This is a genomic window from Arthrobacter sp. UNC362MFTsu5.1 (assembly GCF_000685965.1).
GTDB lineage: Bacteria > Actinomycetota > Actinomycetes > Actinomycetales > Micrococcaceae > Arthrobacter.
The window spans coordinates 69,724-96,620 of sequence record NZ_JMLE01000010.1 but is presented as its reverse complement, the minus strand read 5'-3'; the positions used below and the strand labels follow the sequence as shown (position 1 = coordinate 96,620).

30 protein-coding genes are annotated in these 26,897 nt (G+C 67.0%); 13 read left to right on the top strand and 17 right to left on the bottom strand.

The features are described from left to right. Positions 1 to 136 precede the first annotated feature (136 nt). From BS38_RS0111560 to BS38_RS0111540, 5 genes are all read left to right on the top strand, one after another. Positions 137 to 1,432, top strand: a complete 1,296-nt coding sequence (locus BS38_RS0111560) for an NtaA/DmoA family FMN-dependent monooxygenase (RefSeq protein ID WP_028270948.1) — start codon at positions 137 to 139, stop codon at positions 1,430 to 1,432. Positions 1,433 to 1,436: 4 nt separating this feature from the next. Next, on the top strand, positions 1,437 to 3,044 hold the full coding sequence (locus tag BS38_RS0111555; protein ID WP_028270947.1) for an aromatic amino acid ammonia-lyase: 1,608 nt from the start codon (positions 1,437 to 1,439) through the stop codon (positions 3,042 to 3,044). After that, positions 3,041 to 4,075, top strand: coding sequence for a PLP-dependent cysteine synthase family protein (locus BS38_RS0111550; protein WP_028270946.1), 1,035 nt, complete (start codon positions 3,041 to 3,043; stop codon positions 4,073 to 4,075). Before BS38_RS0111555 ends, BS38_RS0111550 begins: the two co-directional genes overlap by 4 nt. A 253-nt stretch (positions 4,076 to 4,328) precedes the next feature. Beyond that, positions 4,329 to 5,369 (top strand): EAL domain-containing protein, encoded by a 1,041-nt coding sequence (locus tag BS38_RS0111545; protein WP_231511216.1) that lies wholly within the window; start codon positions 4,329 to 4,331, stop codon positions 5,367 to 5,369. An 85-nt stretch (positions 5,370 to 5,454) separates the two neighbouring features. Beyond that, positions 5,455 to 6,069, top strand: a complete 615-nt coding sequence (locus BS38_RS0111540) for a DinB family protein (protein WP_028270944.1) — start codon at positions 5,455 to 5,457, stop codon at positions 6,067 to 6,069. A gap of 30 nt (positions 6,070 to 6,099) precedes the next feature. On the opposite strand, the gene BS38_RS0111535 is transcribed toward BS38_RS0111540, so the two are convergent. Continuing rightward, positions 6,100 to 7,044, bottom strand: coding sequence for an aminodeoxychorismate lyase (locus BS38_RS0111535; protein WP_028270943.1), 945 nt, complete (start codon positions 7,042 to 7,044; stop codon positions 6,100 to 6,102). A 103-nt stretch (positions 7,045 to 7,147) separates the two neighbouring features. Here BS38_RS0111535 and cls point away from each other — a divergent pair, with 103 nt between their 5' ends. Then, positions 7,148 to 8,623, top strand: coding sequence for a cardiolipin synthase (cls, locus tag BS38_RS0111530; RefSeq protein WP_028270942.1), 1,476 nt, complete (start codon positions 7,148 to 7,150; stop codon positions 8,621 to 8,623). A 17-nt stretch (positions 8,624 to 8,640) separates the two neighbouring features. Here the strand turns inward: cls and BS38_RS0111525 are convergent, their stop codons facing one another. Both BS38_RS0111525 and BS38_RS0111520 read right to left on the bottom strand, forming a co-directional pair. Next, a complete protein-coding gene (locus BS38_RS0111525; RefSeq protein WP_028270941.1) occupies positions 8,641 to 10,743 on the bottom strand; it encodes a chorismate-binding protein in 2,103 nt (700 codons plus the stop codon). Next, positions 10,740 to 11,288 (bottom strand): low molecular weight protein-tyrosine-phosphatase, encoded by a 549-nt coding sequence (locus BS38_RS0111520; protein WP_028270940.1) that lies wholly within the window; start codon positions 11,286 to 11,288, stop codon positions 10,740 to 10,742. The genes BS38_RS0111525 and BS38_RS0111520 overlap by 4 nt, the downstream gene beginning before the upstream one ends. 160 nt (positions 11,289 to 11,448) lie before the next feature. On the opposite strand from BS38_RS0111520, the gene BS38_RS0111515 reads away from it, so the two are divergent. Further along, positions 11,449 to 11,799, top strand: a complete 351-nt coding sequence (locus tag BS38_RS0111515) for a DUF3846 domain-containing protein (RefSeq protein WP_028270939.1) — start codon at positions 11,449 to 11,451, stop codon at positions 11,797 to 11,799. 13 nt (positions 11,800 to 11,812) lie between these two features. On the opposite strand, the gene BS38_RS0111510 is transcribed toward BS38_RS0111515, so the two are convergent. The 14 genes from BS38_RS0111510 to BS38_RS0111445 form a co-directional block, all read right to left on the bottom strand. Then, positions 11,813 to 12,154, bottom strand: coding sequence for a hypothetical protein (locus tag BS38_RS0111510; protein WP_028270938.1), 342 nt, complete (start codon positions 12,152 to 12,154; stop codon positions 11,813 to 11,815). Positions 12,155 to 12,175: 21 nt separating this feature from the next. Beyond that, a complete protein-coding gene (locus BS38_RS0111505) occupies positions 12,176 to 13,780 on the bottom strand; it encodes a radical SAM protein (protein WP_051628860.1) in 1,605 nt (534 codons plus the stop codon). After that, positions 13,777 to 14,052, bottom strand: a complete 276-nt coding sequence (locus BS38_RS0111500; RefSeq protein WP_231511215.1) for a hypothetical protein — start codon at positions 14,050 to 14,052, stop codon at positions 13,777 to 13,779. Before BS38_RS0111500 ends, BS38_RS0111505 begins: the two co-directional genes overlap by 4 nt. Before the next feature lie 104 nt (positions 14,053 to 14,156). Continuing rightward, positions 14,157 to 14,915 carry a prolipoprotein diacylglyceryl transferase gene (locus BS38_RS0111495; RefSeq protein WP_028270935.1) on the bottom strand — a complete coding sequence of 253 codons (759 nt, stop codon included), beginning with the start codon at positions 14,913 to 14,915 and terminating at the stop codon, positions 14,157 to 14,159. A 23-nt stretch (positions 14,916 to 14,938) separates the two neighbouring features. Further along, entirely contained in the window at positions 14,939 to 16,246 is a 1,308-nt protein-coding gene (locus BS38_RS0111490; RefSeq protein WP_197024935.1) for a Y-family DNA polymerase, read from the bottom strand. Beyond that, positions 16,239 to 16,670, bottom strand: coding sequence for a LexA family protein (locus BS38_RS0111485; RefSeq protein WP_028270933.1), 432 nt, complete (start codon positions 16,668 to 16,670; stop codon positions 16,239 to 16,241). Before BS38_RS0111485 ends, BS38_RS0111490 begins: the two co-directional genes overlap by 8 nt. Before the next feature lie 171 nt (positions 16,671 to 16,841). Beyond that, a complete protein-coding gene (locus BS38_RS0111480) occupies positions 16,842 to 17,360 on the bottom strand; it encodes a GNAT family N-acetyltransferase (RefSeq protein ID WP_028270932.1) in 519 nt (172 codons plus the stop codon). A gap of 68 nt (positions 17,361 to 17,428) precedes the next feature. After that, entirely contained in the window at positions 17,429 to 18,025 is a 597-nt protein-coding gene (locus BS38_RS0111475) for a dihydrofolate reductase family protein (RefSeq protein ID WP_028270931.1), read from the bottom strand. A gap of 113 nt (positions 18,026 to 18,138) precedes the next feature. Beyond that, positions 18,139 to 19,548, bottom strand: a complete 1,410-nt coding sequence (locus BS38_RS0111470) for an MBL fold metallo-hydrolase (RefSeq protein ID WP_028270930.1) — start codon at positions 19,546 to 19,548, stop codon at positions 18,139 to 18,141. 170 nt (positions 19,549 to 19,718) lie between these two features. Next, complete coding sequence (locus BS38_RS0111465; RefSeq protein WP_028270929.1) at positions 19,719 to 20,081, bottom strand: thioredoxin family protein; 363 nt, start codon at positions 20,079 to 20,081, stop codon at positions 19,719 to 19,721. Between the two features lie 11 nt (positions 20,082 to 20,092). Further along, positions 20,093 to 20,404 (bottom strand): rhodanese-like domain-containing protein, encoded by a 312-nt coding sequence (locus BS38_RS0111460; protein WP_028270928.1) that lies wholly within the window; start codon positions 20,402 to 20,404, stop codon positions 20,093 to 20,095. A gap of 34 nt (positions 20,405 to 20,438) precedes the next feature. Beyond that, positions 20,439 to 20,780, bottom strand: a complete 342-nt coding sequence (locus BS38_RS0111455; RefSeq protein WP_028270927.1) for a rhodanese-like domain-containing protein — start codon at positions 20,778 to 20,780, stop codon at positions 20,439 to 20,441. A 46-nt stretch (positions 20,781 to 20,826) separates the two neighbouring features. Next, on the bottom strand, positions 20,827 to 21,585 hold the full coding sequence (locus BS38_RS0111450; protein WP_028270926.1) for a sulfite exporter TauE/SafE family protein: 759 nt from the start codon (positions 21,583 to 21,585) through the stop codon (positions 20,827 to 20,829). Then, a complete protein-coding gene (locus BS38_RS0111445; RefSeq protein ID WP_028270925.1) occupies positions 21,582 to 22,226 on the bottom strand; it encodes a rhodanese-like domain-containing protein in 645 nt (214 codons plus the stop codon). The genes BS38_RS0111450 and BS38_RS0111445 overlap by 4 nt, the downstream gene beginning before the upstream one ends. A 130-nt stretch (positions 22,227 to 22,356) precedes the next feature. On the opposite strand from BS38_RS0111445, the gene BS38_RS0111440 reads away from it, so the two are divergent. From BS38_RS0111440 to BS38_RS0111415, 6 genes are all read left to right on the top strand, one after another. After that, the gene (locus BS38_RS0111440) at positions 22,357 to 22,614 is read left to right on the top strand and encodes a metal-sensitive transcriptional regulator (RefSeq protein ID WP_028270924.1); all 258 of its coding nucleotides are present in this window, start codon (positions 22,357 to 22,359) and stop codon (positions 22,612 to 22,614) included. A gap of 60 nt (positions 22,615 to 22,674) precedes the next feature. Beyond that, positions 22,675 to 23,094, top strand: a complete 420-nt coding sequence (locus BS38_RS0111435; RefSeq protein WP_028270923.1) for a DUF302 domain-containing protein — start codon at positions 22,675 to 22,677, stop codon at positions 23,092 to 23,094. A gap of 167 nt (positions 23,095 to 23,261) precedes the next feature. Beyond that, positions 23,262 to 23,531, top strand: a complete 270-nt coding sequence (locus BS38_RS0111430; RefSeq protein WP_231511214.1) for a hypothetical protein — start codon at positions 23,262 to 23,264, stop codon at positions 23,529 to 23,531. Between the two features lie 249 nt (positions 23,532 to 23,780). After that, positions 23,781 to 25,070: an MFS transporter gene (locus tag BS38_RS0111425; RefSeq protein ID WP_043438420.1), complete on the top strand. Its 1,290-nt coding sequence runs from the start codon at positions 23,781 to 23,783 to the stop codon at positions 25,068 to 25,070. 88 nt (positions 25,071 to 25,158) lie between these two features. Next, a complete protein-coding gene (locus BS38_RS0111420; protein WP_028270920.1) occupies positions 25,159 to 26,445 on the top strand; it encodes an MFS transporter in 1,287 nt (428 codons plus the stop codon). Then, positions 26,405 to 26,782, top strand: coding sequence for an ArsR/SmtB family transcription factor (locus BS38_RS0111415; protein ID WP_028270919.1), 378 nt, complete (start codon positions 26,405 to 26,407; stop codon positions 26,780 to 26,782). Before BS38_RS0111420 ends, BS38_RS0111415 begins: the two co-directional genes overlap by 41 nt. The last annotated feature ends 115 nt before the right edge of the window (positions 26,783 to 26,897 follow it).

Sequence of the window (26,897 nt, the reverse complement as noted above, 5' to 3'; positions counted from 1 at the left end):
CCGGTGACCCGTACGTGACCCCATATTGCCGTTACAAAAGAACCTGCCGGGAGGATAATGACGGGAGATGAACCGCTGTAACGCCGGATGAAATCAGGCAGCCGTGAATGGATCGAACGGGAATACAGTCAGTCCCATGCTGCACTTCGGTTGGTTTGTGGGTCACGGCTTCGGCGTCCAGGGCTGGGGCACGCCCGGCTACGGCATCGGGTACGACTGGAAAAAACCCGCCCTGTACCAGCACGCCGTGCGCGAATTTGAGCGGGCCGGGCTGGACCTGTTCATCATCGAGGACTCCCTCACCGTGCCGGACACCTACGGCGGCAGCGCCGAAGTGTCCTTGGCCCAGGCGTCCTTCGCTCCCAAACACGATCCGCTGGCCCTGGTTCCGTACCTGCTCTCCGCCACCGAGCACCTGGGCATTGTTCCCACGGTGAGTGCGTCCTTCTACCCGCCGTTCACCGCGGCACGGCTGCTGGCTACCCTTCAGCACTTCTCCAACGGCCAGGTGGGCTGGAATGTGGTGACCTCCGGCAGCGACCTTGCCGCGCAGAACTACGGCCTGGACCAGCAGATTGAGCACGATCTCCGCTACGAGAAGGCGGAGGAATTCGTGGACGTGGTGCGCAAGCTCTGGCGCAGCTGGGAGCCGGACGCGATCGTGGAGGACGCGGAGGCCGGCATCTTCGCGGACCACACGAAGGTCCACCCGATCAACCACGACGGCGAGTTCTTCAAAGTCCGGGGGCCGCTGAACACGGCGCCGCTGCCCGAGGAGCCGGTCCTGGTGCAGGCCGGGGCATCCCCGCGGGGCAAGGCGTTCGCGGGTGCCAACACGGACGTCGCCATCGCCCTGGCCAGGGGTGCGGACGGCATGAAGGCTTACCGGGACTCGGTCCGGGCCGAGGCAGCCGCGGCAGGGCGGAACCCCGACGACGTCAAGGTGCTGTTCGTCCTCAAGCCCACCGTGGTCGGCTCCCGGGCAGAAGCGGACGAGCTCCGGGAGCAGCGGCGCCAACTCACGCAGCGCGACATCGACAGCCAGCTGAACTCCATCTCGTACCTCTCCGTCATCGACTTCAAAAAGTTCGACCTTGACGCCCCGCTCCCTGAACTGACCACCAACAGCAACCAGGGCACCCTGGACCACTTCGCCAAAGCCGGTCCGCCGGGCTCCACGCTGCGCCAGCTCCTGCAGGCCCGCAGCGGCGGCGCCGGGGACAGCATCATCGGCACAGCCGAGGACATTGCCGACTACCTCGAGGAGACCGGGGTCCAGGTGGGCGGGGACGGGTTCCTGTTCTCCGGCTTCGTGGACCCGGCCACCGTCCACGGGGTGCTGGACCGCCTGGCGCCCGTGCTGCGGCGCCGCGGGCTGCTCCGGACAAGTTATGGCGACGGCGGCTTCCGCCGGAACCTGCTGGACTTTTAGTCCCATGGGCAACGGCAGCGGAAACTTCCTGATCGGCACGGCGCACCTGCGCGCCAGGGACATCGCCGAGGCCGCGGCTGACCCGGCCGTAAAGTTCCTCCTGAGCACGGACGCGCTGGAGCTGGTCGGGCGCTCGCGGGAGGTGGTGCAGCAGGCCATCGACTCCGGCCACCGCGTCTACGGCCTCAATACGCTGCTGGGTTCCGGACGTGACACCGCCGTGGAGGAGAAGTCGATCCTCGCTTACCAGGTGCAGGTGGTGCGGTACCACAACAGCGGAGTGGGGGACCTGCTGGGCGCCGACGAGGTCCGGGCCGTCATCCTGGCGCGGCTGGTGGGCTTCAGCCGGGGCGGCTCCGGAGTCCGGCCGGAAACAGCCCGTTTCTACGCTGACATGCTCAACCGGGGCGTGGTCCCCGCCATCCCGCGCGAAGGATCCGTAGGTTCCGCCGACCTCACGCACCTGGCCGCGGTGGCCGCCGTCGCCATCGGGGAGGGACAGGCCGTGGGGGCGGACGGGCAGCTGGTGCCCGGCGGGCAGGCCCTGGCCGACGCCGGGCTGGCCCCGCTGGAACTGGCGCCAGGCGAAGCCCTGGCCCTGGTCAGCTCAAACTCCTATTCCATCGGTGTCGGCGCGCTGGTGCTGCACCGCATCCTGCGGCTCGCCGACCTTGCGGACACGGCGCTCGCACTGTCGCTTGAGGCGACGGCAAGGCACGACGGCGGCGGCAACCTCAGCCCGTTTTCGCCGGCGGTCCAGGCCGCCAAAGCCGTGCACGGGCAAGCGGTCACGGCGGCCCATGTGCTGCGGCTCCTTGAGGGCGGCTGGCTGGAGGACCACACCCGGGAGGTTTCCGTGCAGGACGCGCTGTCCTTCCGGGCGGCGCCCCAGACCCACGGCGCTGTCCGGTGGCAGGTCACCGCTTTGGAAGATGCCCTGGAGGTGGAGCTCAACGGCCGGGGCGACAACCCGCTCACCGACGTCGGCTCCGGGCGGATGGTGTCCGGCGGGAACTTCCAGCCGATGCAGCTGGCCCTGGCATTCGAGGCGCTGCGCCTGGGGCTTGCCCATCTGGGGATCAGCAGCGAACGCCGGATCGCCAAGCTCTACCCGCCGCAGCGCCGGATCCGCCAGCGGCACCTCGAGGCTGCCAGGAACGGAGCCCCGCTGGAGCCGGAAGAGCTGCCCGGGCTCCTCTGGTACTCGGCCGCCGGCCTGCTGTCCGAACTCAAAGTCCTCGCAGCGCCGGCCACGCTGGGGGCTCCCACGCTGTCCGCCGACATCGAGGACCACTCCACCCTGGCGCCGCTTGCCCTCCAGTTGCTGGAGCGATCCGTGGACGCTGCCGGGAAGTTGCTCGCCATCGAAGCGCTGACCGCCGCGTACCTGCTGGGCGGGGCGGAAGCGCGTGCGGGGCCGCTCGGAAAGGGGACTGCCGCCGTCGTCCACCGTCTGTCCGGCCTCCTGGCCCGGCACCTGCCGGCGGCGGCGCTGGTGGAACAAGCTTCCGCTGAACTGGACGGCTTCCTGGGTGCCGGCTTCTTCGGCCCCGCATTCGACGGCCCCGCATTCGACGGCGGCCCCGCCGGCAGCACGGAAAGGCAACGATGAGCACCATGACAGGCAGGCACGCGGTTCAGGCTGCAGATGTTGCGGCGGACGCCGCGGCTGTCCTGGCGCAGGTGGGCAACACGCCGCTGGTGCCGCTGGATGTCCTCTCCAAAGGGCTCGGCAGCACGGTGTACGTCAAGCTCGAATCGGATAATCCGGGTGGCTCCATCAAGGACCGGACAGCGCTGAGCATGGTCCGGGCGGCTGAGCGCAGCGGTGAGCTCCGGCCGGGTGCAACCATCGTGGAGAGCACCTCGGGGAACACCGGGATCGGGCTTGCCCTGATCGGTGCCCTGACCGGGCACCCTGTGGTGGTGGTTACCGGGGACACCATCTCATCCGAGAAACTCGCCGCGCTGCACCGTTACGGCGCCAGGGTGGTGGTGACGGACTGGACCGCGCCGTCGGAGTCGCCGGAGAACGCGCGGGCCGTTGCAGCGCGGATCACGGCCGAGAACCCGGGCGCCTGGCGGCCGCAGCAGTTCGACAACCCGGCCAACCCGCTGGCCCACTACGAAGGAACGGCGCCGGAGATCTGGCAGCAGACGGCCGGGAAAGTGACGCATTTCGTGGCCGGAATCGGCACCGGCGGAACCATCAGCGGCAACGGCCGGTACCTGAAGGAGAAATCCGGCGGCCATGTGGAGGTGATCGCCGCGGATCCGGTTGGTTCGGTGTACAGCGGAGGCCATCCCGGGGAAATCCTGGTGGACGGCGTGGGGAACTCCTGGCCGGAAGCAGAATGGCCCAAAATCTTCGATCGCGGCGTCGTGGACCGCTTCCTCCGCGTTCCGAACAACGAGGTGTACACCACGGAGCACCGGCTGTTGAACGAGGAGGGCTTGTCCCTCGGGCCCTCCTCCGGGCTGGCCGTGGCGGCGGCCCTGAGGGTGGCGCGTGCCGCACCGCATGGCTCGGTGGTGGTGGCCATTGCGCCCGACGCCGGCAGCAACTACCTGAGCAAGGCTTTCAACCCCGTGTGGCTGGCCGATAATCACATCCATCTGGCCTCGGAATTCGTGGAGGAATAGGCCGCGTGCTTAGCATTACGACTCGGCTACAACTACAGACAGACAGACCGGTCTCGTTGTACGCTTTTGAAACGTTCGCGGTTCCCGCATCCTCGAATCAGCATGCGGTGTATTCACGGATGGGTCCCGGGCTCAGCCGGGACCAGCACTTATAAAGGAATAGACCATGTCAATGGATGAGACTTCTTTTCCAGCATTGACCGATGGTGAATCGACTGCGTACCGGGGACCCCAGTCGATCCCGCCTTCGGACGTGAGTGATCCGACGATCCGTGGCCAGGCGTGGAACATCATCGAGTCTGTACTGGATGACGCCACTCCGCAGAGCGAGTGGGCGCGCGAGCAGCTGCGCAGCCGGATGGAATCGCACCCGGGTAATCCCGAACGCGCCCTCCTGGAACACCTGATGGCTACGCGCAGCATCACGGACCAGGAGTCGGACGACTCCGAGGAGAACCTGCCCAGCCCCGACCTGCCCGTGCCCGATGAGGACTACGGCGCTACAACGCTGTTCACCCGCCGGAGCAGGCGCCGCATAGAGGCCATTCTCGGTGACAGGATGCTCCTCACCGCGTTCCAGCCCATCCACGAACTGTCCACGCGTGACGTCATCGGTGTTGAAGCACTGACCCGATTTGTTAGCGACGACGGCGCCAGCGCCGACCACTGGTTCAACGAGGCCGCGGCCGTGGGCCTCGGCCCCGACCTTGAATTTGCAGCGCTGCAGGCGGCCCTGGTGGCCGCAGAGCAACTGCCGGGGAACGTCTATGTGGCGCTCAACCTGTCCCCGGCCACCTGCCTTGACCCGCGGCTCCGGGCGTTCGTGGAGCACTCGCAGCTGGCAGTGGACCGGATCGTTGTGGAGCTGACAGAGCGGCTTGCCGAGGACGAATACGAGCCTGTGGTGAAGGCACTTGCGCCGCTCCGGCTGCGCGGGCTCCGGGTGGCTGTTGACGGCGCAGGGGCGGGTTTCGGCTCGATGAGCCAGGTCAAGCACCTCAGCCCGGACATCATCAAGCTCGACCGCAACCTCATCGCGGGAATCGACCATGCGGCCGGCCAGAGAACCCTGGGTGCGGCCATGGTGGAGTTTTCCCGGCAGATCGGCGCGGACCTTGTTGCGGAAGGGATCGAAACCCAGGCCGAGCTGACCGCGGTCATGGACCTTGGGATGGCCTTCGGGCAGGGGTACCTCCTGGGACGGCCCTCGGTGCAGCCCCTGGACTGGGCAGCCTGGCGGACCTCCGCCGACGAGGAAGCCTTCACCTCGGGATCCGGCGGCCCGGCAAACTAAACCCTCTCGCACTTCCTGGTGGCCGGGACGCTCGAGCGTGCGTGATGACCGCGGGAAATGAGCGAGCGTCGGTATAGTGCCCGCTATGGATGACAAGGCAATTCTGCACAGCTACCTGCGCACCCGGCGGGCGAACCTCCTGGCCAAACTCGACGGACTGGACGAGTACGACGTGCGGAGGCCGCTGACGCCCACAGGTACCAACCTGATCGGCCTGGTCAAGCACGTGGCCAGCGTGGAACTCGGCTATCTCGGCGAGGTCTTCGGGCGGCCCGCCCCTATGGACCTCCCGTGGCTTGACGAGAATGCCGAGCCCGACGCCGACCTGTGGGCAGCCGCGGATGAGACCCGGGAACAAATCATTGAGCTCCACCAGTTCTCCGCAGCGCACAGTGACGCCACCATCGACGCGCTGCCGCTGGACGCGCCAGGGGAAGTGCCGTGGTGGCCGGAGGAGCGGAGGCGCGTGTCCCTCCACCAGATCCTGGTGCACATGTGCGTGGAAACGGCGCACCACCTGGGCCACGCGGACATCCTCCGTGAGCTCATCGATGGTTCAGCAGGCCAGCGGCCCGGGGACCCCAACCTGACGACGCGTACTCCGGAGGAATGGGCAGCGCACTGCACCCGCATCGACGCGGCGGCCCGAGCAGCCGCAGACCACGTGAGAAAGCGTTCGGGGGAAGGCGCCGAGAAGTGAGAGAGCGTTGGGAGGACGGGGGCGGGGGATCTACCCGATGGTGGCGAACAGCTCGTTGAGTTCGTCGGTCAGCTGTTTCCGCAGGGCGGGCGTGCCGATTTCCTTGCCGTCGATGTGGTTCACGGGGGCCAGCAGCCGGATGCTGGAAATCAGCCAGACGGCGTCGGCGTCGAAGAGGTCCCGAGGTTCCAGCGGGCCGTAGCCGAGCTCCCAGCCCGCGGCCTTGGCGGCGGCAAAAAGCGCGCCCTGTGACGTGCCCGGCAGGATGCCGCTGTCCAGTTGCGGCGTGATGAGGCGGCGCACCGTGCGGGTGCCGCCGGCGCCGTCGTCGGACGTGTCAAGGTGAGCGAGCAGGACCGTGGACGTGGGGCCTTCGAGGACACGGCCGTCGGCCGACGTGAAGATGACGTCGTCCGCCCCCTGGTGGTGGGCGTACCGCAGGGCCGCCATGTTCACCGCGTAGGAGAGCGTCTTGGCGCCGAGCAGCAGCCATGGCGCGCGCTCGCCCACTTCGCTGTCGTAGCCGCGGTCCAGCAGGATGACGTCGATCCCGGTTTCGCGCTGCCTCCGGCCCGCCGCAGGGACCGGCGAAGCCTGGACCCAGCACGTGGGGGCTGCTCCGCCCTCGGCGCCGCGGGTGCAGATCAGCTTCACCACCGTCTCGTCCTCTGACGGAGTGGCGGCGGGGTGCTGGGAGCGGTACTCGCCGACCGCCGTCGCAATGGCCCGGCGCCAGGCGTCCTCAGCCGGGATGTCAATCTCCAGGGCGGTGGCCGAACCCTGCAGCCGCCGCAGGTGGGCGTCCAGTTTCCGCGGGTTTCCGCCCACGGCCAGCATGGACTCAAAGACGCCGTCGCCCCGGGTGGCGCCCTGGTCCGTGGCCATCAGCTGCGGCTGCGAAGCATCGGCAATCCGGCCGTCGTCGAAGCTGGGATCAAGGAATACGAGCACGGTGGCCGGGGCAGCATGAGTCATGTCTCCAGCTTATCCTCGGCCCCGGACGCCAGCCGCGGGATAGGCTGTGCTGGATGCCTTCCGGAACCGGTCCGGCGGGGGAAGTAACCGTGGGAGTCTGTCTGTGTTGTGGCCGTTTCCGCTGGTGGGCACCGCGCCTTACTGGCTCGTGCTGGCGTTGAGCATTGTTGACCTGATCATCCGGGTGCTGGCGCTGGGCATCATCCCCGGCAACCGCCGCCCCACCACGGCCATGGCCTGGCTGCTGGGAATCTTCTTTGTGCCCGCTCTCGGCCTGATCCTGTTCCTGCTGTTCGGAAACTTCAAACTCTCCCGCAAGCGCCGGGCCCAGCAGGATGCCGTGAACAAGCGGGTCCGCGCCGGGACGTCCCAGCTGGCCGCCGTCGAAAGCGACTACGACGGCCCGGAATGGGTGGCCTCGGCAGCCGAACTGAACAAGACCCTCGGTTCACTGCCCATGGTGGACGGCAACAGCGTGGAGCTGCTGCCCGGATACCCCGACTCCATCAAGGCCATGGCCGCCGCCGTCCGCGGGGCCAAGGAGTTCGTCAACGCCGAGTTCTACATCATGAGCACGGACCACATTACGGACGACCTCTTCACCGCCTTGGAAGAGGCTGCGGAGCGCGGCGTCCAGGTCCGGGTGCTGTTCGACCACCTCGGGACCCTGCGGATCAAGGGCTACCGGAAGCTCATCAGGCGCCTCGAGGCAAGCAAGATCCAGTGGCGGCCCATGCTGCCGCTGCGTCCGGTGCACGGCCAGTGGCGCCGTCCGGACCTGCGCAACCACCGCAAGATCATGGTGATCGACGGCGAAATTGCCTTCACGGGCTCGCAGAACCTGATCGAGCCCTCCTACAACAACCCCCGGCACCGCAAAGTGGGGCGCGAGTGGGTGGAGCTCATGGCCTGCCTGCGCGGACCGATTGTCACCACGCTCAACGTGGTGTTCGCGACCGACTGGCTCAGCGAAACGGACGAGTCCCTGGAGGACCAGTTGGCTCACCAGCCGGAGCTGGCGCCGGGTGCCGTGACCGCGCAGGCCGTGCCCAGCGGCCCCGGCTTCATCACCGAGAACAACCTGCGGCTTTTCAACACCCTCATCTACTCCGCCCAGCACAAGATCTCCATCTGCAGCCCGTACTTCGTCCCGGATGATTCGCTGCTTTATGCGGTGACGACGGCGGCGCAGCGGGGCGTCGACGTCGAACTTTTCGTCTCGGAAAAGGGGGACCAGTTCCTGGTCCACCACGCCCAGCAGTCGTACTACGAGGCGCTGCTGGAAGCCGGCGTGCGGATCTACCTGTACAAGGCGCCGTTTGTGCTGCATGCCAAGCACTTCACCATCGATGACGAAGTGGCCGTCCTGGGGTCCAGCAACATGGACATGAGGTCGTTCTCGCTGAACCTTGAGGTTTCGGTGATGCTCCTGGGCGCCGACATCGTGGCCAAGATGCGCGCCGTGGAGGACACGTACCGGGGCATCTCCCGTGAGCTGACGCTCGAGGACTGGATGCAGCGGCCCATGGCCGTCAAATACGTGGACAACGTCGCCCGGCTCACGGCCACGCTGCAATAGGGCCAGCCTGGCGCAGGTCAGTCTGGCGGAAACTCCGAGCCCAGCGCAGAGAGGACTCCGTACGCCTTGGTGCGGATTTCGTCATATTCCTCCTGCGGGGATGAATCCGCGGTGATGGCACCGCCGACGCCGAGACTCAGCTCTGCGCCGCCCGCGCCGTCGGCGCTAATCACCAGGGTCCGGATGGCCACTGCCGTATCCATCGCCCCGCTCAGCGAAAAATAGCCGATGGCGCCCGAATAAACCCCGCGCGGCACCTCTTCCAGACGGTCCAGGATGGCCATGGTGCTGATCTTCGGCGCCCCCGTCATGGACCCTGCGGGGAAGCATGCGGCCACCGCTTCGGCACGCGGCAGCCCCGGCTTCAGCTTCGCATCGATGGTGCTGACCATCTGGTGGACCGTGGCGTAGCTTTCGATGGCGCAGAGCCTGCTCACGGTGACTGATCCGGCTATGGCGAAGTGGCTCAGGTCGTTGCGGAGGAGGTCCACGATCATGATGTTCTCGGCCCGGTCCTTGGGCGAGGACTCCAGCTGGCGCCGCAGCTCCTCGTCCCGGGCCGGTTCCGAGCCCCTGGGACGGGTGCCCTTGATCGGCTCGGCGCGCATGCCGCCGTCGGCCGCTATCCGCAGGAAACGCTCCGGTGAGGTGCTGGCGACCGTCAGCTCGCCGAAGCGCAGGTAGCTGGCGAACGGCGCCGGGTTTTTCCGGCGCAGGGCCAGGTACGTCGCCCAGGCGTCCAGCGCGTCCGGTCCGGCGGGGTCGGCCGGATTGGCCGGAACGACGGCGCTGACGGCGGTGGTGAGGCAGACCTCGTAGGTGTTCCCCTCGGCAATTTCATGCTGCGCGTCGGCGATCTTGACCTTGTAGGCGCTTTCGGTGTCGCGGCCCGTGAACGCGGGAGCAGGCTTGCTTCCGGTGCCCATGGCGCCGCCCGCGACGACGGGGCCCGTGCCTGCAGTGCCGACGGTGTCTCCGGTGGGCCCGGCAGCCGCTGCCGCCGCCACCGCCGAGCGGGCGAGTGCCAGCCACTCCGCGGCGTCGGGGGCCTCCAGGGCGAGGAGCCACACGCTGCCTTCGCGGTGGTCCAGGACCACGGCGCGGCCGGCGAAGATCATGGCGGCGTCGGGGGTTTCCGACGAAACGTCGCTGCCGCCGGTTTCGCGCTTGAGTTCGTAGCCCAGATAGCCCAGCCAGCCGAGGGTGAATTCGCAGGCGTAGCCCTCCGGCGGCCGGAGCGCGCGGCGGCCCCAGACGCCGTCGAGCCAGCGGAAGAACGGCCCGGCGGTGGCCACCGTGGCGGTGCCGATGGTCAGCCGGGTCACGCCGGAACGGTGCCGGACGTCCTGGCCGAACCTCCCGCCGTCGTCGGCCAGAATGCTGAAGCGGCTGCGTTCGGCGGGCAGTCCCTCCGTCCGAAGCGAGGAGTCCAGCCACACGGCGTGCGGCGAGCGGCCGTAGAGGGTGTGGAAGAGCCGCGCGGCATCAGGCACGCAGTCCAGCCGCTCGGCATGCAGTTGAAGGCCGAGGCGTGCCGAGAGCTCCGGCAACAACACGGCAGCGAGGGCCGGCAGGTGCAGCAGCGCCTGGAGGACGTCGTCCGGGGCGGTGCCGTCGGCCCGGTTCAGCACCCGGATCTGGGCGTGGTCCGGCACCGGATCCGTTGCCAGCCACTCATCCTCCTGCGCTGCCCACAAGTCCCAGAAGGGTTCGTAGGTGCTGCCGTCGCGCGCCAGCGCCCGGGTACGGCGGTCGTCGTCGGAAGACTCCGACCAGATCACGGCGTCCAGCATCGGACGGGCGGAGGCCGCGGCGGCACCTACGCCCTCCACGATTACGATCTCTGCCGGCAGTGTGGTTCGCGCCGGGCCGTCGTAGTGCTTCTCCCAGTCCCAGCTGACCCAGTCGGCAGCACCGCCGCGGCTCAGGGGCGCCAGGACAGTGGTGACATAGCGCTCGATGCCCGCCGCCAGCCCGTTCCAGCCGGGATAGACGTCCTCCAGATGGAACAGCGAGACTTTGTGGTGCTCCCGCAGCCGGGCGGCAAGTTCGATCGCGAGGGTGGTCTTTCCTGCGCCGGACCGGCCATCGACGGCAATGATCACGGGTGCGGGGGTCATGAAATAGAGCGTACCTGCTGCCCGGACCAGTTCTGTTGCTGGAGTTCCTGCCGGGCATGGCCCACGATTCCGGGGACGGCGGCCTTGATGAGGTCCCACGTGACGTCAAAGTCGGCATGGCCGCCGTACCAGGGGTCTTCGATGCCCTGGTCCAGGAGGTCGCGGCCGGCCACTGCCGGATCGAAGCTGCGCAGCATCCGGATCCGGGCCAGCGCCTCCCCGTCGGGTGCCGTCGCGCGCAGCCAGCCGTAGTGGTCCACGTCAAGGGCGAGGATCAGCTGGCGGTCGCGGAACCACTCGGGGCGCCACTCCCGCGCAATGTGGCGGTCCGAGGCGAGTTGATGGGCTGCCAGTTTGCGGGCGGCCCGGGGATCGATGGGGCGGCCGGCCTCATAGGCCGTGGTTCCGGCGGAATCCACGACGACGGCACCGGCGAGCCCCGCTGCTGCAAAGGCCTCGGCCAGCATCAGCTCGGCCATCGGGGACCTGCAGATATTTCCGGTGCAGACCGCGATGATCCGGTACGGGCTCGACATTGAGGACATGGAGCAAGCATGGGGGATGGTGGCCCCTCTTGGCTAGTCACAGGCTGTCCGCATTACGGGCAAGTCATTATCGTTTCGGATCCTGTCATATTTGTCGGGATCCAGCCGCGGGTGGGAACAGATTGAGCGGCATCTCAGTTATCAGTATGAGGAAAGAAAAATGAGCACTACATGTACTGCACTGGTCATTCCGGTCCGGTTGGGTGACGCACTGAGAACCGTGACCATTGATGCGACGACCGACACCCTTCAGCAGCTGGTGGGGGGACACCTTGAATCCGTCAGCCGCGGCGACTGGCACGTCTACCTCAACGCTGAAGGCCACCTGATGAACCTGCCGCCGAACATCCGGGCGGCCGAACTCATCCGCGAGGCGGGGCTCGACCTGTCCGATGCCGCCCGTGGCACGGCCGTGTTCCTGGGGCGGACGGAGCGCGGCGGCGAAGCGGACGTTCCGGAGCACCTCCTGCGGCGCGCTGCCGAAATGTTCGGGTCACCGCTGGCTGCCTAGGCCGGACGCCTGTTCAGATGCCAAACAGCTGTGCCGCCAGCGCATAGATCCCCCACAGCCCGGCGGCCAGGAGAAGGCCCAGATAGCCGAGCACAAGCCTGGTGTCGCGGAGGTAGCAGTTCGACTTCTTCAGGCCCCTCCGGCGTGCTTTCCAGTAGCCCGCGAACCCGATGGCCGCGAACACGGCCAGGGCCACGGGGCCGGTCAGCCAGCCCAGCAACGCGATCGTGGCGAAGATGCAGAGGCGGAGCGGATCGAACGGGGCGGCATCCGGCGGGGCGCCGTCCCGGTGCGGCACCAGTTGCGATGGCAGCGGCCCGGCTGCGATGCGCCGGGCGTCCGAATCGGAACTCATCGTCATCCTCCCTAATTCGTCCTAGAGCTGGCGCACCGGGAGCAGCTGCTGACCCGTGGCAGTGCTCATCCGCTGCCTGGACAGGGCCGGCCACGCCTGCACTGCGCAGAAGGGGGCGCACTGGTGACCACCGGCGTCGCTCTTGGTTCCCACGTGGACACAGCACTGCGTGAGCCGTTCCTCGATCATGGTGGAAATATCCATGAACGGCTTCACCATGATGCGGGTGACGCGTTCGGCGAGGAGCCGGCGCAGCCGCTGCTGCTGGCCCGGGAGCTTGCCGGCCGCCAAGGTGGTGAGCGTGCCGATGCCGAGGTCGCACTGCGTGCAGATATTCTTCCAGAGGTCCGCTGTCCGCGGGTGGGACAGCGACGACTGTTCGCTCAGCAGGTCGAGCAGAGATGATTTCATGAGGTTGCGCAGTTCAAGCGGGATCGCGCTGTCGGCAATGCGGTTGGCGATGCTGTCCGGGTTGAGCTCCAGCCAGGCGAGCAGCTGGTCGTGCCCGATGAGGGCGGTCAGGGAGCGCCAGACCCCGGAGTCGTCCTTCAGCATGTAGCCCACGGACGCGCAGTGCGGATGCGAGCACGGAAGGGCCGTCAGGTCATGCCACGAGACCACGCCGTTGGTTTGCCCGGCCAGCCGGGCAAGGACGCCCGTGTGGGTGAGCCGGTCCAGGGGGTCGATGCCGTGGCCGCGTCCGGAACCGAACACGGGCTGCAGGGCGACTCCACCCACGAACGGGGTTTCCAGGGCGCGCATGACGACGTCACCCACCTCGCCGTCGTTGACGCCGAGGGTTGCCGTCATGGTCAGGGTGGTGAAGATGCCCGCCTCGGACAGGCGCGAGATTGCCGCATCCTTGTAGCGGGTCAGATCACCGCCGCGGTGGTGGATCGACGCCTCCTTGGAGGGGCCGTCGTACTGGAGGTACACCTCCACCCGGTCGCGATGCTTGGTCAGCAAGGCGAGCAGCTCGTCGTCGGTCGCGATCAACATGCCGTTGCTGTTCACCATGATCCGGACGATCGGCCGCGCGACGAGTTCCTCCAACAGCTCGGCGAGATGGGGGTAGAGCGTGGGCTCGCCGCCCGAGAGCATCAGCACGTCAAGGCGGCCGTTCTCCCGGGCAAGGCGTGCGTCGACGTTCGCGAGTACCTCGGTGAGGGGAGCCACCCCCTGCAACTGCGGGCCGGAGGAGGTGAAGCAGGTGGGGCAGCGCAGATTGCAGTGCTCGATGATGTCCTGCAGCAGGATGCAGGTGTGCTGTGTCTGCATGGCCGGAAGGCCATAGGCGTACGCCTCCGGTACCGGCCGGTAGTTGTCCGCCTGGTCGGGGATGTGCTGTTTGGTGGGTGCCTGCCACTTCTCCAGATACCTGAGGATTTCGGGGGATTCGTCGTACAGGGTGCGCACCAGGCCGTGGTCGGGGCAGCCGCGTTCGAGCCACACGCGGTCGTCACGGACAAGCAGCACCCCGGACAGGCGCCGCACCTGGGCGAGCGGCGGGTTGGTCTCGTGGCAGCGGGGGCAGAACGCCGTGACATACCGGTGGATGCGGTCACCGCGCAGCGGCTGGCCGGGGCCGGGCAGCGCCCGTCCCGAAGCAAAAGGTGACGGATTCATCTCAGGCCTCCCATCTGGGTTAGGGCGCCGACGCAGAGCCCGCCGCCCAACAGGACAAAAATTCCGAGGCCAATCAGAAGCCCCGCGCCGAAACGCGACGTGCGGCGCCGGATGGCCAGCAGGATAGCGACCAGCAAATAGAGGACGATCGGAATGAACGCGCCCAGGCCTCCGAGGCCGAAAGAGCCCAAAGCGTAGGGTCCGACGGCCATGAGGGATCCGACATAGACCACATAGAGCACCAAGGCGCCAAGGACGACGCCGAGCGCCATGGATCCTCCCGCCGGCTCCTGGGGCGTCCCATGCTTAGGCGGCGGAGGCGGAGGCGGAGATTGGTGCGGGGGCGGGTTCGGGGGAACGTCAGGGTTGTCCTCGCTCATGCCACTCTTCCTTTCAACTCAGGACGGACCGGTTTCCCGAACACCCGCCGCATGCGCCAGATCAACAGGGGCAGGACCGCCAGCAGGAACCATTGCGGGCGGCTCATTCCCAGCCAGAGCACCTCGTTGCCGCGGACAAACTCCACGCCGAACCTGAAGAGCGCGTAAGCGGTCACGTAACAGATGAAGAGGTCACCGCGGTGTGCGAGGCGATCGCGAAAGCGCCACATGACGGCGAACGCGACAGCATGGAAGACGATTTCGTAGGCAAAGGACGGATGGAGCCCGGCCCCGGAGGGTCCGCCGAGCAGCGCAGCCTGCGCCGGGGTGAGTGCGATTCCCCAGGCGCCCCCGGTCGGAGTACCCGGCAGCTCCGTGAGGAGGCAGCCGACCCGTCCGAGGACCATCGCCAGTGCGACGGCGGGTGCGAGCAGGTCACCGGTGGACTCGCGGTAGCCTGTGAGCCGTTTGCCCAGATGGACGCCAAACCATGCACCCACCAGGCCTGCCAGGATGCTGCGGTCGCCGTTGCCCCACCAGTCCGCCAGGGAAACCTGCGTGGAAACATCCCACGTGAGGACGCGGGAGCCGATGGCTCCGAAGGCGACGGCGAAGCCCGCGATGGGCCAGAGGCGCGGATCGGTAAGTCCGCGGCGGCGCTTCTCATAGGCGTAAAACAACAGGGCTGCGACAATTCCCAGCCCTGTCAGGACGCCGTGCACAAGCCCATCTCCCGCGAAGGGAAGCCCGATCATGAGCAGAGTGTAACAGCGGGTACTCAGGCTGCTTTGACGACGGGAAGTTCGTCCCAGTGAGTCGTGTATCTGGGTGAGAGCATGGTGCGCTGCATGGACCAGTCCGGACCTCCGCGGATGCCGGCGTGGCCCAGCCCCACGGAACCCCTGCCGTACCGGCGGCTGACCTCTTCCAGCAGCGTTCCGATGCCGCGCTCCTCGTGGGGGTTCGCAAATGCCGGCAGCGGCGCCTGCCGACCCGTGGGCCTCAGGTCGGTGACCATGATGCCCGCACGGACGTACTTGGTGCCTTCCTGGATCCGGGGCAGCAGGGTGTGCGAGGCACGGGTCAGCAGCACGGGATCCGCGGTGGGCATGGGCAGCGTAACGCAGACGGTGGGGTAGGACGTGTCCTGGGGGTTGTAGTGCGACGTGCCGGCGAAGGCCGTGAGGACCTTGGCCTGCAGGCCGTGCTTGGCCAGGCGGGCGCTGGCCTGCTGGGCATAGACGCTCATGACCTGCCGAAGGTCCGCCGCGGTGGTGAGGGGCGTGGAGAACGACCGGCTGAAGATGAGCTGGTCACGTCCGATCCGCTCTTCCTCCAAGGGGATGCACGCGGTGCCCTGCAGTTCCAGGACAGTGCGCATCAGCACCACTGAGAAGCGGTCCCGGATCTTTACGGGATCGGCGCGGGCGAGGTCCAGGATGGAATGGATGCCCATGCCGTTCAGGCGTTTGGTGAGCCGGCCGGCCACGCCCCAGAGCTCAATGACGGACAGCCGGGCCATCAGCGCTTCGCGGGCAGGTGCCGGCATGGCGTCCCAATGGCATACGCCGCTGAGGCCGGGGTTGTTCTTGGCCCATTTGTTGGCCAGCTTAGCGATGGTTTTGGTGCCGGCAATCCCCACGCAGACCGGGACCCCCACGTTGCGCCGGACAACGGCCTTGATGGTCTGGCCGAGCCGCAGGAGTTCGTCCGGAGTGCCTTTGACGCCCAGGAAGGCTTCATCGATGCTGTAGACCTCAAGCCAGGCCGAATAGCGGCCCAGAAGCTCCATGACCCGGGCGCTGATGTCCCCGTAGAGCTCATAATTACTGGATTTTGCCACCAGCCCCCATTCCTTGGCACGCGGAGCGATCTTGAACCATGGTTCCCCCACGCTGATTCCAAGTGCCTTGGCTTCCGGGGACCGGGTGACCGCGCAGCCGTCGTTGTTGGACAGGACAACCAGCGGGCGGCCTTCCAACGACGGGTCGAATGCCCGTTCCGCCGATGCGTAGAAGCAGTTGACGTCCACCAAGGCGATCTGCCTGATCGCGTCCGTTGCCGGAATGTCCCGCGCACTAGACATGGTGCAGGCACCGCGTGGCCACGCCCCAGATGACCAGGTCAGACAGCGCTGGAACGCGGAGGTCCGGATAGCGGGGGTTGTCCGCCTGAAGCAGCACTCCGGAGGCTGTGATCCTGAGCCGTTTGATGGTCAGCTCGCCGTCCAGGACGGCGATGACCACTGAACCGTCCTTGGGGCGGAGGGCGCGGTTGACGATCAGTTCGTCGCCGTCGCTGATCCCGGCCCCTTCCATCGAATCCCCGGACACCCGAACGATATAGGTGCTGGTGATGTCCTTGATGAGGTGTTCATTGAGGTCGATCCTGCCGTCAAAGTAGTCCTGCGCCGGCGAGGGATAGCCCGCTGCGACCGGCACTGGAGAGATCAGCACTGACAGCAGGGACGTGCCCGCATCTATCACACGGGGACCGATAACTATGCCCACAACACACCTTTATTCGAATATATGTTCGATAGATTCAGTGTAGACCCTGGCCCTGACATTGGATATTTCCGCACTCTGCGCCAAGTGCCGTTCCTCCGACGTGGTTCCACACGTTGAAGCTGAAGCCTGCTTGGATCACAGGCCCCTCCAGTTCACTCCAGGTGCGTCCGGTTAGGCGGTGTCGATCCAGTAGCGACGCTTACCGTTACGCGTGTCTTCGTAGGCGCCGCCGTTCTTTTCGATGGTCGCCCGGGAACCTGCGTTACTGACATCGCAGGTGAGGAGAACCCGGGGGATTCCCAATTCCCGGGCGATCGGCAGGGCGTCGGCCAGCGCACTGGCTGCGTGGCCGCGACGCCTGGCGGAGGGCCGTACGCTGTAGCCGATGTGCCCGCCCTCGTTGAGGAGGAAATCGTTCAGTTCGTGCCTGATGGCGAGCGAGCCAAGGAATGTGCCGCCCTCTACGATCCACAAGTATGTGCAGGGCACGTGCCCGGTCTTCCGCGGAGTCTCCGGCAATGCATCCTTGACGAGCGCGTCGACAAAGCGGCGGAACACCCCGGCCTCCCTGAGTTCTTCCAGGGGCCAGCCCTCCGCGCCGCCGCCGTCCCGGCGGGCGCCGCCGAAGTCTGCGGATCCTTCCAGCCAGGAGGATTGGTAACTGACGTCCGGAGCGATAAGGAGAGGCATCACAAGACCGTATTCGAAGGGCATTGCAACATCCGCTAACTGGCGTCCGGAGATTACGGGCCAGCGCTTCAGTGGCTTACCCGGTAACGCACGTGGGTGACGAGGCTGGTCCCGCCCACTTCGGTCGGCTCCAGCTTGAGGTTCCCGACGCCGTCCAGCAGCCGCTCGCCTGCTCCCAGGATGATCGGCGCGATGTGGAGCCGCAGCTCGTCGATCAGTCCCGCTGAAAGGTACTGGCGGGCGGTCTGTGCTCCGCCGGCAATGGCGATGTCCTTGCCGCCGGCGGCAAGCCGCGCCTGGTCCAGGGCCGATTCGATCCCGTCGGTCACGAAGTTGAACGTGGTGCCGCCCTGCATTTCCAGGGGTTCGCGTGGATGATGCGTGAGTACGAATACCGGTGCGTGATAGGGCGGCTCCTCGCCCCACCATCCGCGCCAGTCCTCACTCCAGGCCCCGGGCCCGGGGCCTGCGAACATGTTCCGTCCCATGATGAAGGCGCCCGCGGCGAGGATGCCTTCGCGCGCCGCTGCGTTGGACTCGGCCTCTTCGAACTGCCACCTGTGCAGGACCTCTCCGCCCTCGCCGAGCGGTTCCGCCAGGCTTTGGTTCGGTCCGGCGAGGAAGCCGTCAAGGGAGATGGTCAGATCGCATGTGACTTGGCTCATTCGCCCATGCTACTGGCGGGTTCCACTAGACGCGATGGTGTCCCCGCGGAAAAGGCCCCCGCACGGAAAATATCCGTGCGGGGGCCTTCGGCGGTTCCGGCCGGGCGCCGGGTTTAGCGGGCCGAAGCCGACTGCAGCGACGCTTCCCGGGCGGCCCAGGCGGCGTAGCTGCCGTCGAGCTCCACGACGTCGTACCCGGCGTGGCGCAGCGTGCTGGCCGCCACGGAGCTGCGGACGCCGCTCTGGCAGTAGGTCACGACGGTGCCGCCGGTGGGGAGCTGGTCCAGGTTCCACAGGACCCGGCCCCCGCTGAGCTGTTTGGATCCGGGGATGTGCCCGGCCGTGTGTTCGGTGCGGTTGCGGACGTCGAGGACAACCGCGGCGTCGAAGCCTTCGAGTTCCTCGGGCTGGATCAGGCGCGGTGTGGCTGCGGGCAGGCCGTCGATGCTGGTCACGTAGCCGCCCACGTTGTCGATACCGACGCGGACCAGGTGGTCCCACATCGCCTGCGCCTGCTCTTGTCCCGACGCCAGCAGCACCAGCGGGCGGCTGTCCCGTTCAGGGTCAAAGGCCCATGCTCCGAAGCTCGCAACGGACTTGCCGGCGGGGATGTTCAGGGCGCCCGCTACGGTGCCCTGGTGCACCTCGGTGTTGGGGCGGGTGTCCACGAAGGTCACCTTGTTCGCCGCCAGGTCGCGGACGACGGCGGCCGTGTCCAGTTCCGTGAGCGGGGCGCGTTCGCCCATGACGGCAGGGCCCTGGCGGTTTTGGCGCTTCATGCGGCCGAAGTAGGCGTGCGCGTCGGGCTGTCCGTCGAGCAGTTCGTCGATGAAGCCCTGCTCGTCGTTGGCGGCCAGGTAAGGGCCCCACCACGCGTACAGCCGCTCGTAGCCGACTGTCGACGACGGGATGGCGCCGAGGGCCTTGCCGCAGGCGCTGCCGGCGCCGTGCCCCGGGTAGACCTGGACGAAGTCCGGCAGCGTGAGGAACTTGTCACGCAGGCTGGTAAACAGCTGCCTGGCGCCTTCGAAGCGGGTGTCCACGCCACCTGCGGCCTCGTCCAGGAGATCGGGACGGCCAAGGTCACCGGAGAATACGAAGTCCCCGGAAAGCAGGTAGCCGGGTTCGGAGCTGAACGCGCCGTCCGTGATCAGGAAAGACAGGTGTTCCGGCGTGTGCCCCGGGGTGTGCAGCGCCTGGACGGTGATGTTGCCGATGGTGATCTTGCTCCCGTCGAACAGGCGCTCGCCGTCGAATCCGTACTGCCAGTCCGGGCCGCCTTCGCCGGAGACGTAAATTTTGGCGCCCGTTGCGGCAGCCAGTTCGCGGGTGCCTGAGAGGTAGTCGGCGTGGATGTGGGTTTCCGTGACAGCCACAATCTTCATGCCGTTGGCCGCGGCGAGGGAGCGGTAGGTGTCGATGTCGCGGCGGGCGTCGACAACAACTGCCTCACCCTTCCGCTGGCAACCGATGAGGTAGCTGGCCTGGGCGAGGTCTTCATCGTAGATGCGCTCGAGAAGCATGGGGCTCTCCTTCGTGAAAGTTTGAGGGGTTCCTGGCTGGTTCCCCGTTGGTCTACTCAAAATCATAATACCCCTGGGGGTATATGCAAACGGTCTGCCGCCGTGGTTCCTTGACCCTCAGCGGGTTGCGCGGGTACGTGAAATACTGCGCATCGGCTGACGGCTATTCGTCAGGACTGCTGCTGCGCCGCCTGCGCACGGACTGCGGCCATGTCCAGGTTCTTGATGCCTTGGATCACCTGTTCCAGCCCTGCCGCGTTGAGGGCGCCCGGCTGGGAGAAAACCAGCGTCCTGTCCCGGAAAGCCATCAGCGTGGGGATGGGCGTGATGCCGGCAGCGGCCGCGAGGCCTTGCTGCGCTTCCGTGTCCACCTTGGCAAAGGTGACGTCCGGGTGCTTCCGGGAGGCGGCATCGTAGGTGGGGGCGAACATGCGGCAGGGGCCGCACCAGGCGGCCCAGAAATCAATGAAGACAATGTCGTTGTCCTCAAGCGTCCGGGCAAGCGATTCTTCCGTGATGTCGATGGTTGCCATGGCTGAATTCCTTACTTGTGGCTGGTGGAGCGGGTGGGGAGTCCTGCGCGGCTCCATGCGATCATGCCGCCGGTCATCGTGTCCGCGCTGAATCCGGCGGCATTGAGGGCATCTGCCACCCGGGCGCTGCGGTTGCCGCTGCGGCAGACCACAATGACCTGAACATTGGGGTCCAGCTCGGACAGGCGGGCCTGCAGCTGCCCCATGGGGATGTGCAGGGCGCCAGGGATCATGCCTTCGATGACTTCGAAGTCTTCGCGGACGTCGAGGATTTGGGCGCTGGCGCGCTGCAGCTCGGTTTCGGTGACGGTAATTTCTGCCACGGCGGGGTTCCTTTCCGGAGTGTGGGTTGAGTGTTCAGCGGACCGGTTCGCCGGCCTGGCGCCAGGCCCCGATGCCGCCGCGGAGCGAATACGCTTCGTAGCCCTGGCTGGCGAGCAGCCGCGCGGCTGACGCCGAACGGACTCCCGACTGGCACATCGCGACGACTGGCCGGCCCTTCTGCAAGCCGGCTGCGCCGGTCTGCAGTCTGTCCAGGGGCAGGTGCTTGGCCTGAAGTGCGTGTCCGCTCCGCCATTCCTGCGCGGAACGGACGTCAATCAGTACCGCCCGGGATGCGAGGAGCTCCTTGGCTTCGGCCACTGAGACGGTTTTATAGGGTTTGCTGAAAGCCTTCTTCAGCGAGTTGATGAAGCCCATTCGGGTACTCCTTTTGCGGGACGGGGGCCGGATCGGCGGATGCCGGTCAGGCTGTGACGGTGCTTGCCGTAACCCAGGCGGCGACGGCGAAAATCAGAACAGCAAACGAGACGCGGACGTGCCTGTCCTTGAGGAAACGGGCCAGACGCGCTGCGGCGAGTGAGCCCAGGATTGCGGGGACCGTGAAGGCCAGGACCGTTGACCACTCGATGGTGAAGCCGGCGGCGTGGGCCCCGAAGCCTGCCGCGGAGTTGATGACAATGATGGCCAGGGACGATGCGACGGCCTGCTTCATGCGCAGCCCCAGGAAGAGGGTGAGGGCCGGCGTGATGAGAAATCCGCCGCCGACTCCCAACAATCCGGTGAGGAAGCCGACCAGCAGTCCGACTCCGACCGCCTTGGGGGCGCAGGAGCGGAAGGCCCGGGCGGGTCCGGTGCTGCAAGTTCCCTCTACTTCGCTGGTGCGCATCAGCATGCGGATGCCGGCAACCACCATGATGCCCGCGAATGCGAGCATCAATACGTTCGGATCCAGGAGGCGACCCACGGCCGCGCCTCCCCACGCCGCCGGAATGCCGGCGGCGCCGACCAGTAGGACAACGGGCCAGTTGATGCCTTCGCGGAACCGGGGCAGGAGTGCCGCCAGCGAAGAGAGGCCGACTACCAGCAGGGAGGCAGGGATGGCCTCCGCGGGGCTCAGGCCCACTCCGTAGACCAGGGCAGGGACGGCGATGATGGACCCGCCGCCCCCGACCACCCCGAGCACAATCCCGACGAGCAGCCCCAGTGCCAAGGCTGGAATCATGCCGCCTGTGTCCGGCCCTGATCGGTCTGCTCCACCGCGGCGGGCAGCTGCAGGATGGCGGATTCGCGGGTGGGCTCCTTCGCCGCCCTGTTCCATGGCATAGCCGAGATCGCCTGGCCCATGGCGCAGGTATTGGTCGCGGCCGAGAAGGTCAGGCCCGTGCCGATGGCGCCCGCGAGCAGTCGGATCTTGGGCGAGACGAATTTCCCGCCGGCCAGTCCCAGCACCACTAGGGACCCGGCAGCGAGGCGGACCTGGCGCTCCAGGTCCCAGCGGGCCTTGCCGCGGACAACGTCGCCGCCGGCGGCCGCGAAGCCCGGCACGCCGCCGGTCAGGACATAGGCGGTGGCGATGCCTGCTCCGCCGAGTCGCTGCCGTGCCTGCTCTGCCCGTGCGCCGGACTGGCAGACGAGAACAACGCGGCTTCCGAGACGGGCGGCAAGTTCGTCGGTGTGCTCGGAAAGCAACGGAAGCGGAACGTTGTACGAACCGCGGATGTGCAGGGACTCGAATTCTGCGGCCGAGCGTACGTCGATCACCACGAGGTCCTTGTGTTCCTGAAACCAGCTCTGCAGCGTTTGCGGGTCCAGGGCGGTGACTGAGGGGGCGGCTGGTGAAGCGGAGGCGGAGGGGCGTGTCATGGATGTCCTTTCAAAGCGAATCAGCCGAAAGCTGGATACCCCACCGAGTATTACAGATACCCCCAGGGGTAGTCAAAAACACCCCCGGGGGTATAGTCTTGGACTCAACCAACCCCTTATCGGAGGCATCATGGAACTCGATTCAACCGACCTCATCCCGGTCATCAACCGGCTCAAGCGAGCCCAGGGGCAGCTGTCCGCGGTGACCCGAATGCTGGAAGAAGGGCGCGACTGCAAGGACATCGTCACTCAACTCGCTGCCGTCTCGAAGGCGCTGGACCGTGCGGGATTTGCCATCATTGCCAGCGGCCTTGAGCAATGCATCGTCCGCAAGGACGCAAGCATGAACACCAGGGACCTGGAAAAGCTCTTCCTGTCCCTGGCCTGACCCGCATTCAAGCCGCCAACCGCCGATGCAAAGCCATTCGTCAAAAAAATAGGAGACCCCATGACCTACACCCACACTGTCACCGTCCCGCTGTCCTGGAGCGACGCCGTCGAACGGACGCGAGAAGCGCTCGCCGGACAAGGTTTCGGCATTCTGTCCGAGATCAATGTCCGTGCGACCTTCGAGGCCAAGCTCGGCGCCGAAGCCGCCGACGCGCTTGGCGACTACGTCATCCTGGGTGCCTGCAACCCTGCCCTGGCCAGCCGTGCGCTTGCCGCCGAGCCGGACCTTGGCGCGCTGCTGCCGTGCAATGTGGTGGTGCGCCGCGGCAAGGATGCCGAGGTGACCACCATCCAGGCCATAGATCCGCAGACCATGGTGCAACTCAGCGGCAGTCCGGAGGTGCAGGACGTGGCAAACGACGCCGACGCCCGGCTGCGCGCCGCGCTGGCCGCCCTGGAGGCGCAAAGGGCAGTGTAGGCGGCGGCGAAAAGGCTCTGGCAAGGCGGGCCAGGGCGTGGGCCGAGGTTATTTTCGTCACGCTTTCTGCGTCCTGCCGGGATCCTGCATTCGCTGCCTTCATACTGAGATTGACGCGGTGATGTCCGGCGCCAAACGAGTCAGGAGGAAGAGCATTGAACACTGTGATGACCGTAGTGACAAACGAGTATTTCCCTGCTGCGGCGGTGCTCTTTGGTGTAGTGCTTTTCTGGACGGTCGCCTTCTTCGGCGGCCTGTCACTTCTCAGCACGAACCAGCCGCCCATTGCAACACTCACGTGGCTGCTCTTCGTCTACGCCGCCGCCGTCCTGTCGCCGCTCGCGGGACTCCTGGCCATGGTTGACCTCGTCCGCCGCTGGTGGCGGAACCGCTCCGCCCGTGCAGCCGGCCGCGTGGCCGGGACCAAGTCTGCCTGACGGAACCGAGGGAAAACGGGTAGCGTCCACTCGCACGCGGCGGGGTGTAATCTCCTAAAATTGTTATGGGGCCGGCGGCGAAAAGCCCGCTGAGACCCGGGCTGTCCCCAGTCGCCGTCGGCCCTTTCGAACGGCGTGATTACGCTGTGGGGCGGGATGCCCGGCGGTCGCGCGGCGCCAATTCTCCTTCGCTGCCCACCTCCGCTGCGCGCCCAGTCAGTGGGCTGCCCCATCCCCAGGAACCAAACCATGACATCCGGAAGTCCCTTCCCGCAGCGGCGCCCCCGCGCCAGTGATGCGATAACCCTGGGCCTGCGGCAGAACCTTGCCCAGTTCATGATGCTGGTGGCAGTCAATGCCCTGGTTGGCGGAACGCTGGGGCAGGAGAGGACCGTGCTGCCCCTGCTTGCAGGAGAAGTCTTCAAGCAGGACCTGTACACCAGTGCCTTGACTTACATCCTGGCGTTCGGCGTGGCCAAAGCCGCCACCAACTACTTCGCCGGCACCTTGTCAGACCGTTACGGCCGCAAGCCGGTCCTCGTGGCAGGCTGGCTGATCGCGCTGCCCGTGCCGCTGATGCTGATCTTCGGGCCGTCGTGGGGGTGGATCGTGGCGGCCAACGTCGTCCTCGGCATCAGCCAGGGACTGACCTGGTCCACCACGGTGATGATGAAGATGGACCTCGTGGGCCCCTCTCGCCGCGGCCTGGCGATGGGCCTCAACGAGGCGGCCGGCTACCTCGGCGTCGCCGGGACCGCACTGGCCACCGGCTACATCGCCTCCACCTACGGGCTGCGTCCGGGCCCCTTCCTGCTGGGCGCTGCGTTCATCGCCGTCGGCCTGGGCCTTTCCGTGTTCTCCGTGCGGGAGACCCATCACCACGCCAGGGCCGAGGCCGTCGGCCACGTGGCAGTCCATGAGGGGGCGCACGCGCAGCTGGGCAACCGTGAAGTGTTCACGCTGACAAGCTTCCGCGACAGGTCGCTATCGTCCGTGAGCCAGGCGGGCATGGTCAACAACCTCAATGACGGCCTGGCCTGGGGCCTGTTCCCCGTCCTCTTTGCGGCCGCCGGATTGACGATTGAACGCATCGGCATCCTCGCGGCCGTGTACCCGGCCGTATGGGGTGCCGGCCAGCTGGTGACTGGCGCGCTGTCGGACCGGATCGGACGCAAGCCCCTGATCGTCGGCGGCATGCTGGTGCAGGCAATCGCCCTCGGCATGGTGGCCTTCGGTGCAGGCTTCGAAACCTGGCTGGCCGCGGCAGTGTTGCTTGGCGCAGGCACTGCCATGGTCTACCCAACATTGCTGGCCGCAATCGGCGACGTTGCCCACCCCGAATGGCGGGCCAGGTCGGTGGGGATCTACCGGCTGTGGCGCGACGGCGGCTTCGCCGTCGGTGCCCTGTTGTCCGGCATCATCGCCGATGCCTTTGGCATTCCCGCGGCGGTCGCCGTCGTCGCCGTCCTGACCGGGGTGTCCGGGATTGTGGTCGCTGTCCGGATGCGCGGCGGCGATCACAAGCCCGTGTCTCGCTAGGCCGGTTCTTGAGGCGGGTGTTCCCGCGGCCGCAGGGCTAGACTTCAAGTGTGCACACTGGTGCACGTGTGCACTTGAGGAATGTGAAATGCTGACGGCCCTTCGGAACAGAGTCTTTGCGCGAATGTTCGGCGCCCAGATCGTAGCCCTGGCGGGGACGGGCCTGCTGACCATCGCCCTGGGGCTACTCGCCTATGATCTTGCCGGAAGCCACGCCGGGGCCGTCCTGGGAACTGCCCTCACCATCAAAATGCTGGCCTATGTTGGCCTCGCCCCGGTGATCACCGCCCTCGTGGCCCGCCTGCCGAAGAAGCCGGTGCTGATCGGGGCTGACCTGGTCCGGGCGGCCATGGCCCTGTGCCTGCCGTTCATCACGGAAACGTGGCAGATCTATGCGGTGATCTTCCTGCTTCAGTCCGCGTCCGCAACATTCACCCCGGCGTTCCAGTCGTTGATCCCGCTCATCCTGAAGGATCCCCGGGACTACACCTACGCCCTTTCGCTGTCCCGGCTCGCCTACGACTTGGAAGCCCTGGTCAGCCCGGCCGCGGCCGCGATGCTGCTGACCGTGATGAGTTACCACGAGCTGTTCATCGGCACTGTGGCCGGGTTCCTGATCTCCGCGACCCTGGTTGCCGTTACGGCCGTACCCCGGCCCGGCGCGCCCGGTGAAGCCTGGCCGTCCTTGTGGCACCGGACCACCCTGGGAACGCGGATCTTTTGGCGCCATCGGAGGCTGAGGTCCCTGCTGGCACTGAACCTGGCGGTGGCCGCGCCGACGGCCCTCGTGCTGGTCAATACCGTGGTCTACGTGCGGGACGTCCTGCACCGTCCCGGATCCGATCTCGCCGTCGCCCTTGCCTGCTTCGGTGCCGGGTCCATGGCTGTCGCCCTGACCGTCCCGAGGATCCTGGACCGCTTCGGCGATCGTGCCGTCATGCTGACCGGCGCCGCCCTGATTCCGCCGGCGCTGGCCGGCGCCGCCGCGGTGATGTTCCTGGCATCGGAGGGCGCGGCCTGGTGGCCGCTGCTGGGGCTGTGGGTTGTGCTCGGAGCCGCCACGTCCGCCGTCACCACGCCGTCCTCCCGCTTGCTACGGGAAGCTGCCACGGAGAACACGCTCCCGTACGTTTTCACGGCCCAGTTCTCGCTCTCCCATGCCTGCTACCTCCTCAGCTATCCGGTGGCGGGCTGGATCGGCGCTGCCGCCGGGTTGGGCTGGGCTGCCGCGGCGCTGACAATCCTTGCGATACTTGGCAGTGCAGGAGCCTTCCTGTCCTGGCCCCGGAAGACCGCTTCCGGGCCGGGCGACGCCGTTACCGAGGAGCAGGCCATTGAGCAGCCAGCCGAGCAGTCCGTTCAGCGCCGGCACTGATGGGCCCTCGCTCGTCCACCCCGTGACACCCGGCACGGAGCTGCTGGAAAATGCCGCCGCCACGCTGCGGATGCTGGCCGAACCCACGCGCCTGCATCTGCTGTGGCAGCTTGCGCAAGGCCCCCGGAGCGTCACCGAACTCACGGATGCGGCCGCTGTTCCGCGGACGGTGGTCAGCCAGCACCTGGCCAAGCTGAGGCTCAGCGGGATGGTGAACGCGCGGAAGGACGGCCGGCATGTCATCTACTCGCTGCACGACGGACACCTCGTCCGGCTGATCCGGGAGACCATTAACCACGCGGACCACCGGACCACGGGCGAACCCCTCCACGACTAACCCCTCCAGGACTAAACCCTCCAGGCTGACCCGCGATCGGCCGCGGCGACAGCGGGCAATTTTGGGGCTGATGGACCGTGTTCCCGGGGGCCGGACTGCGGTATTCTGGCCTCGG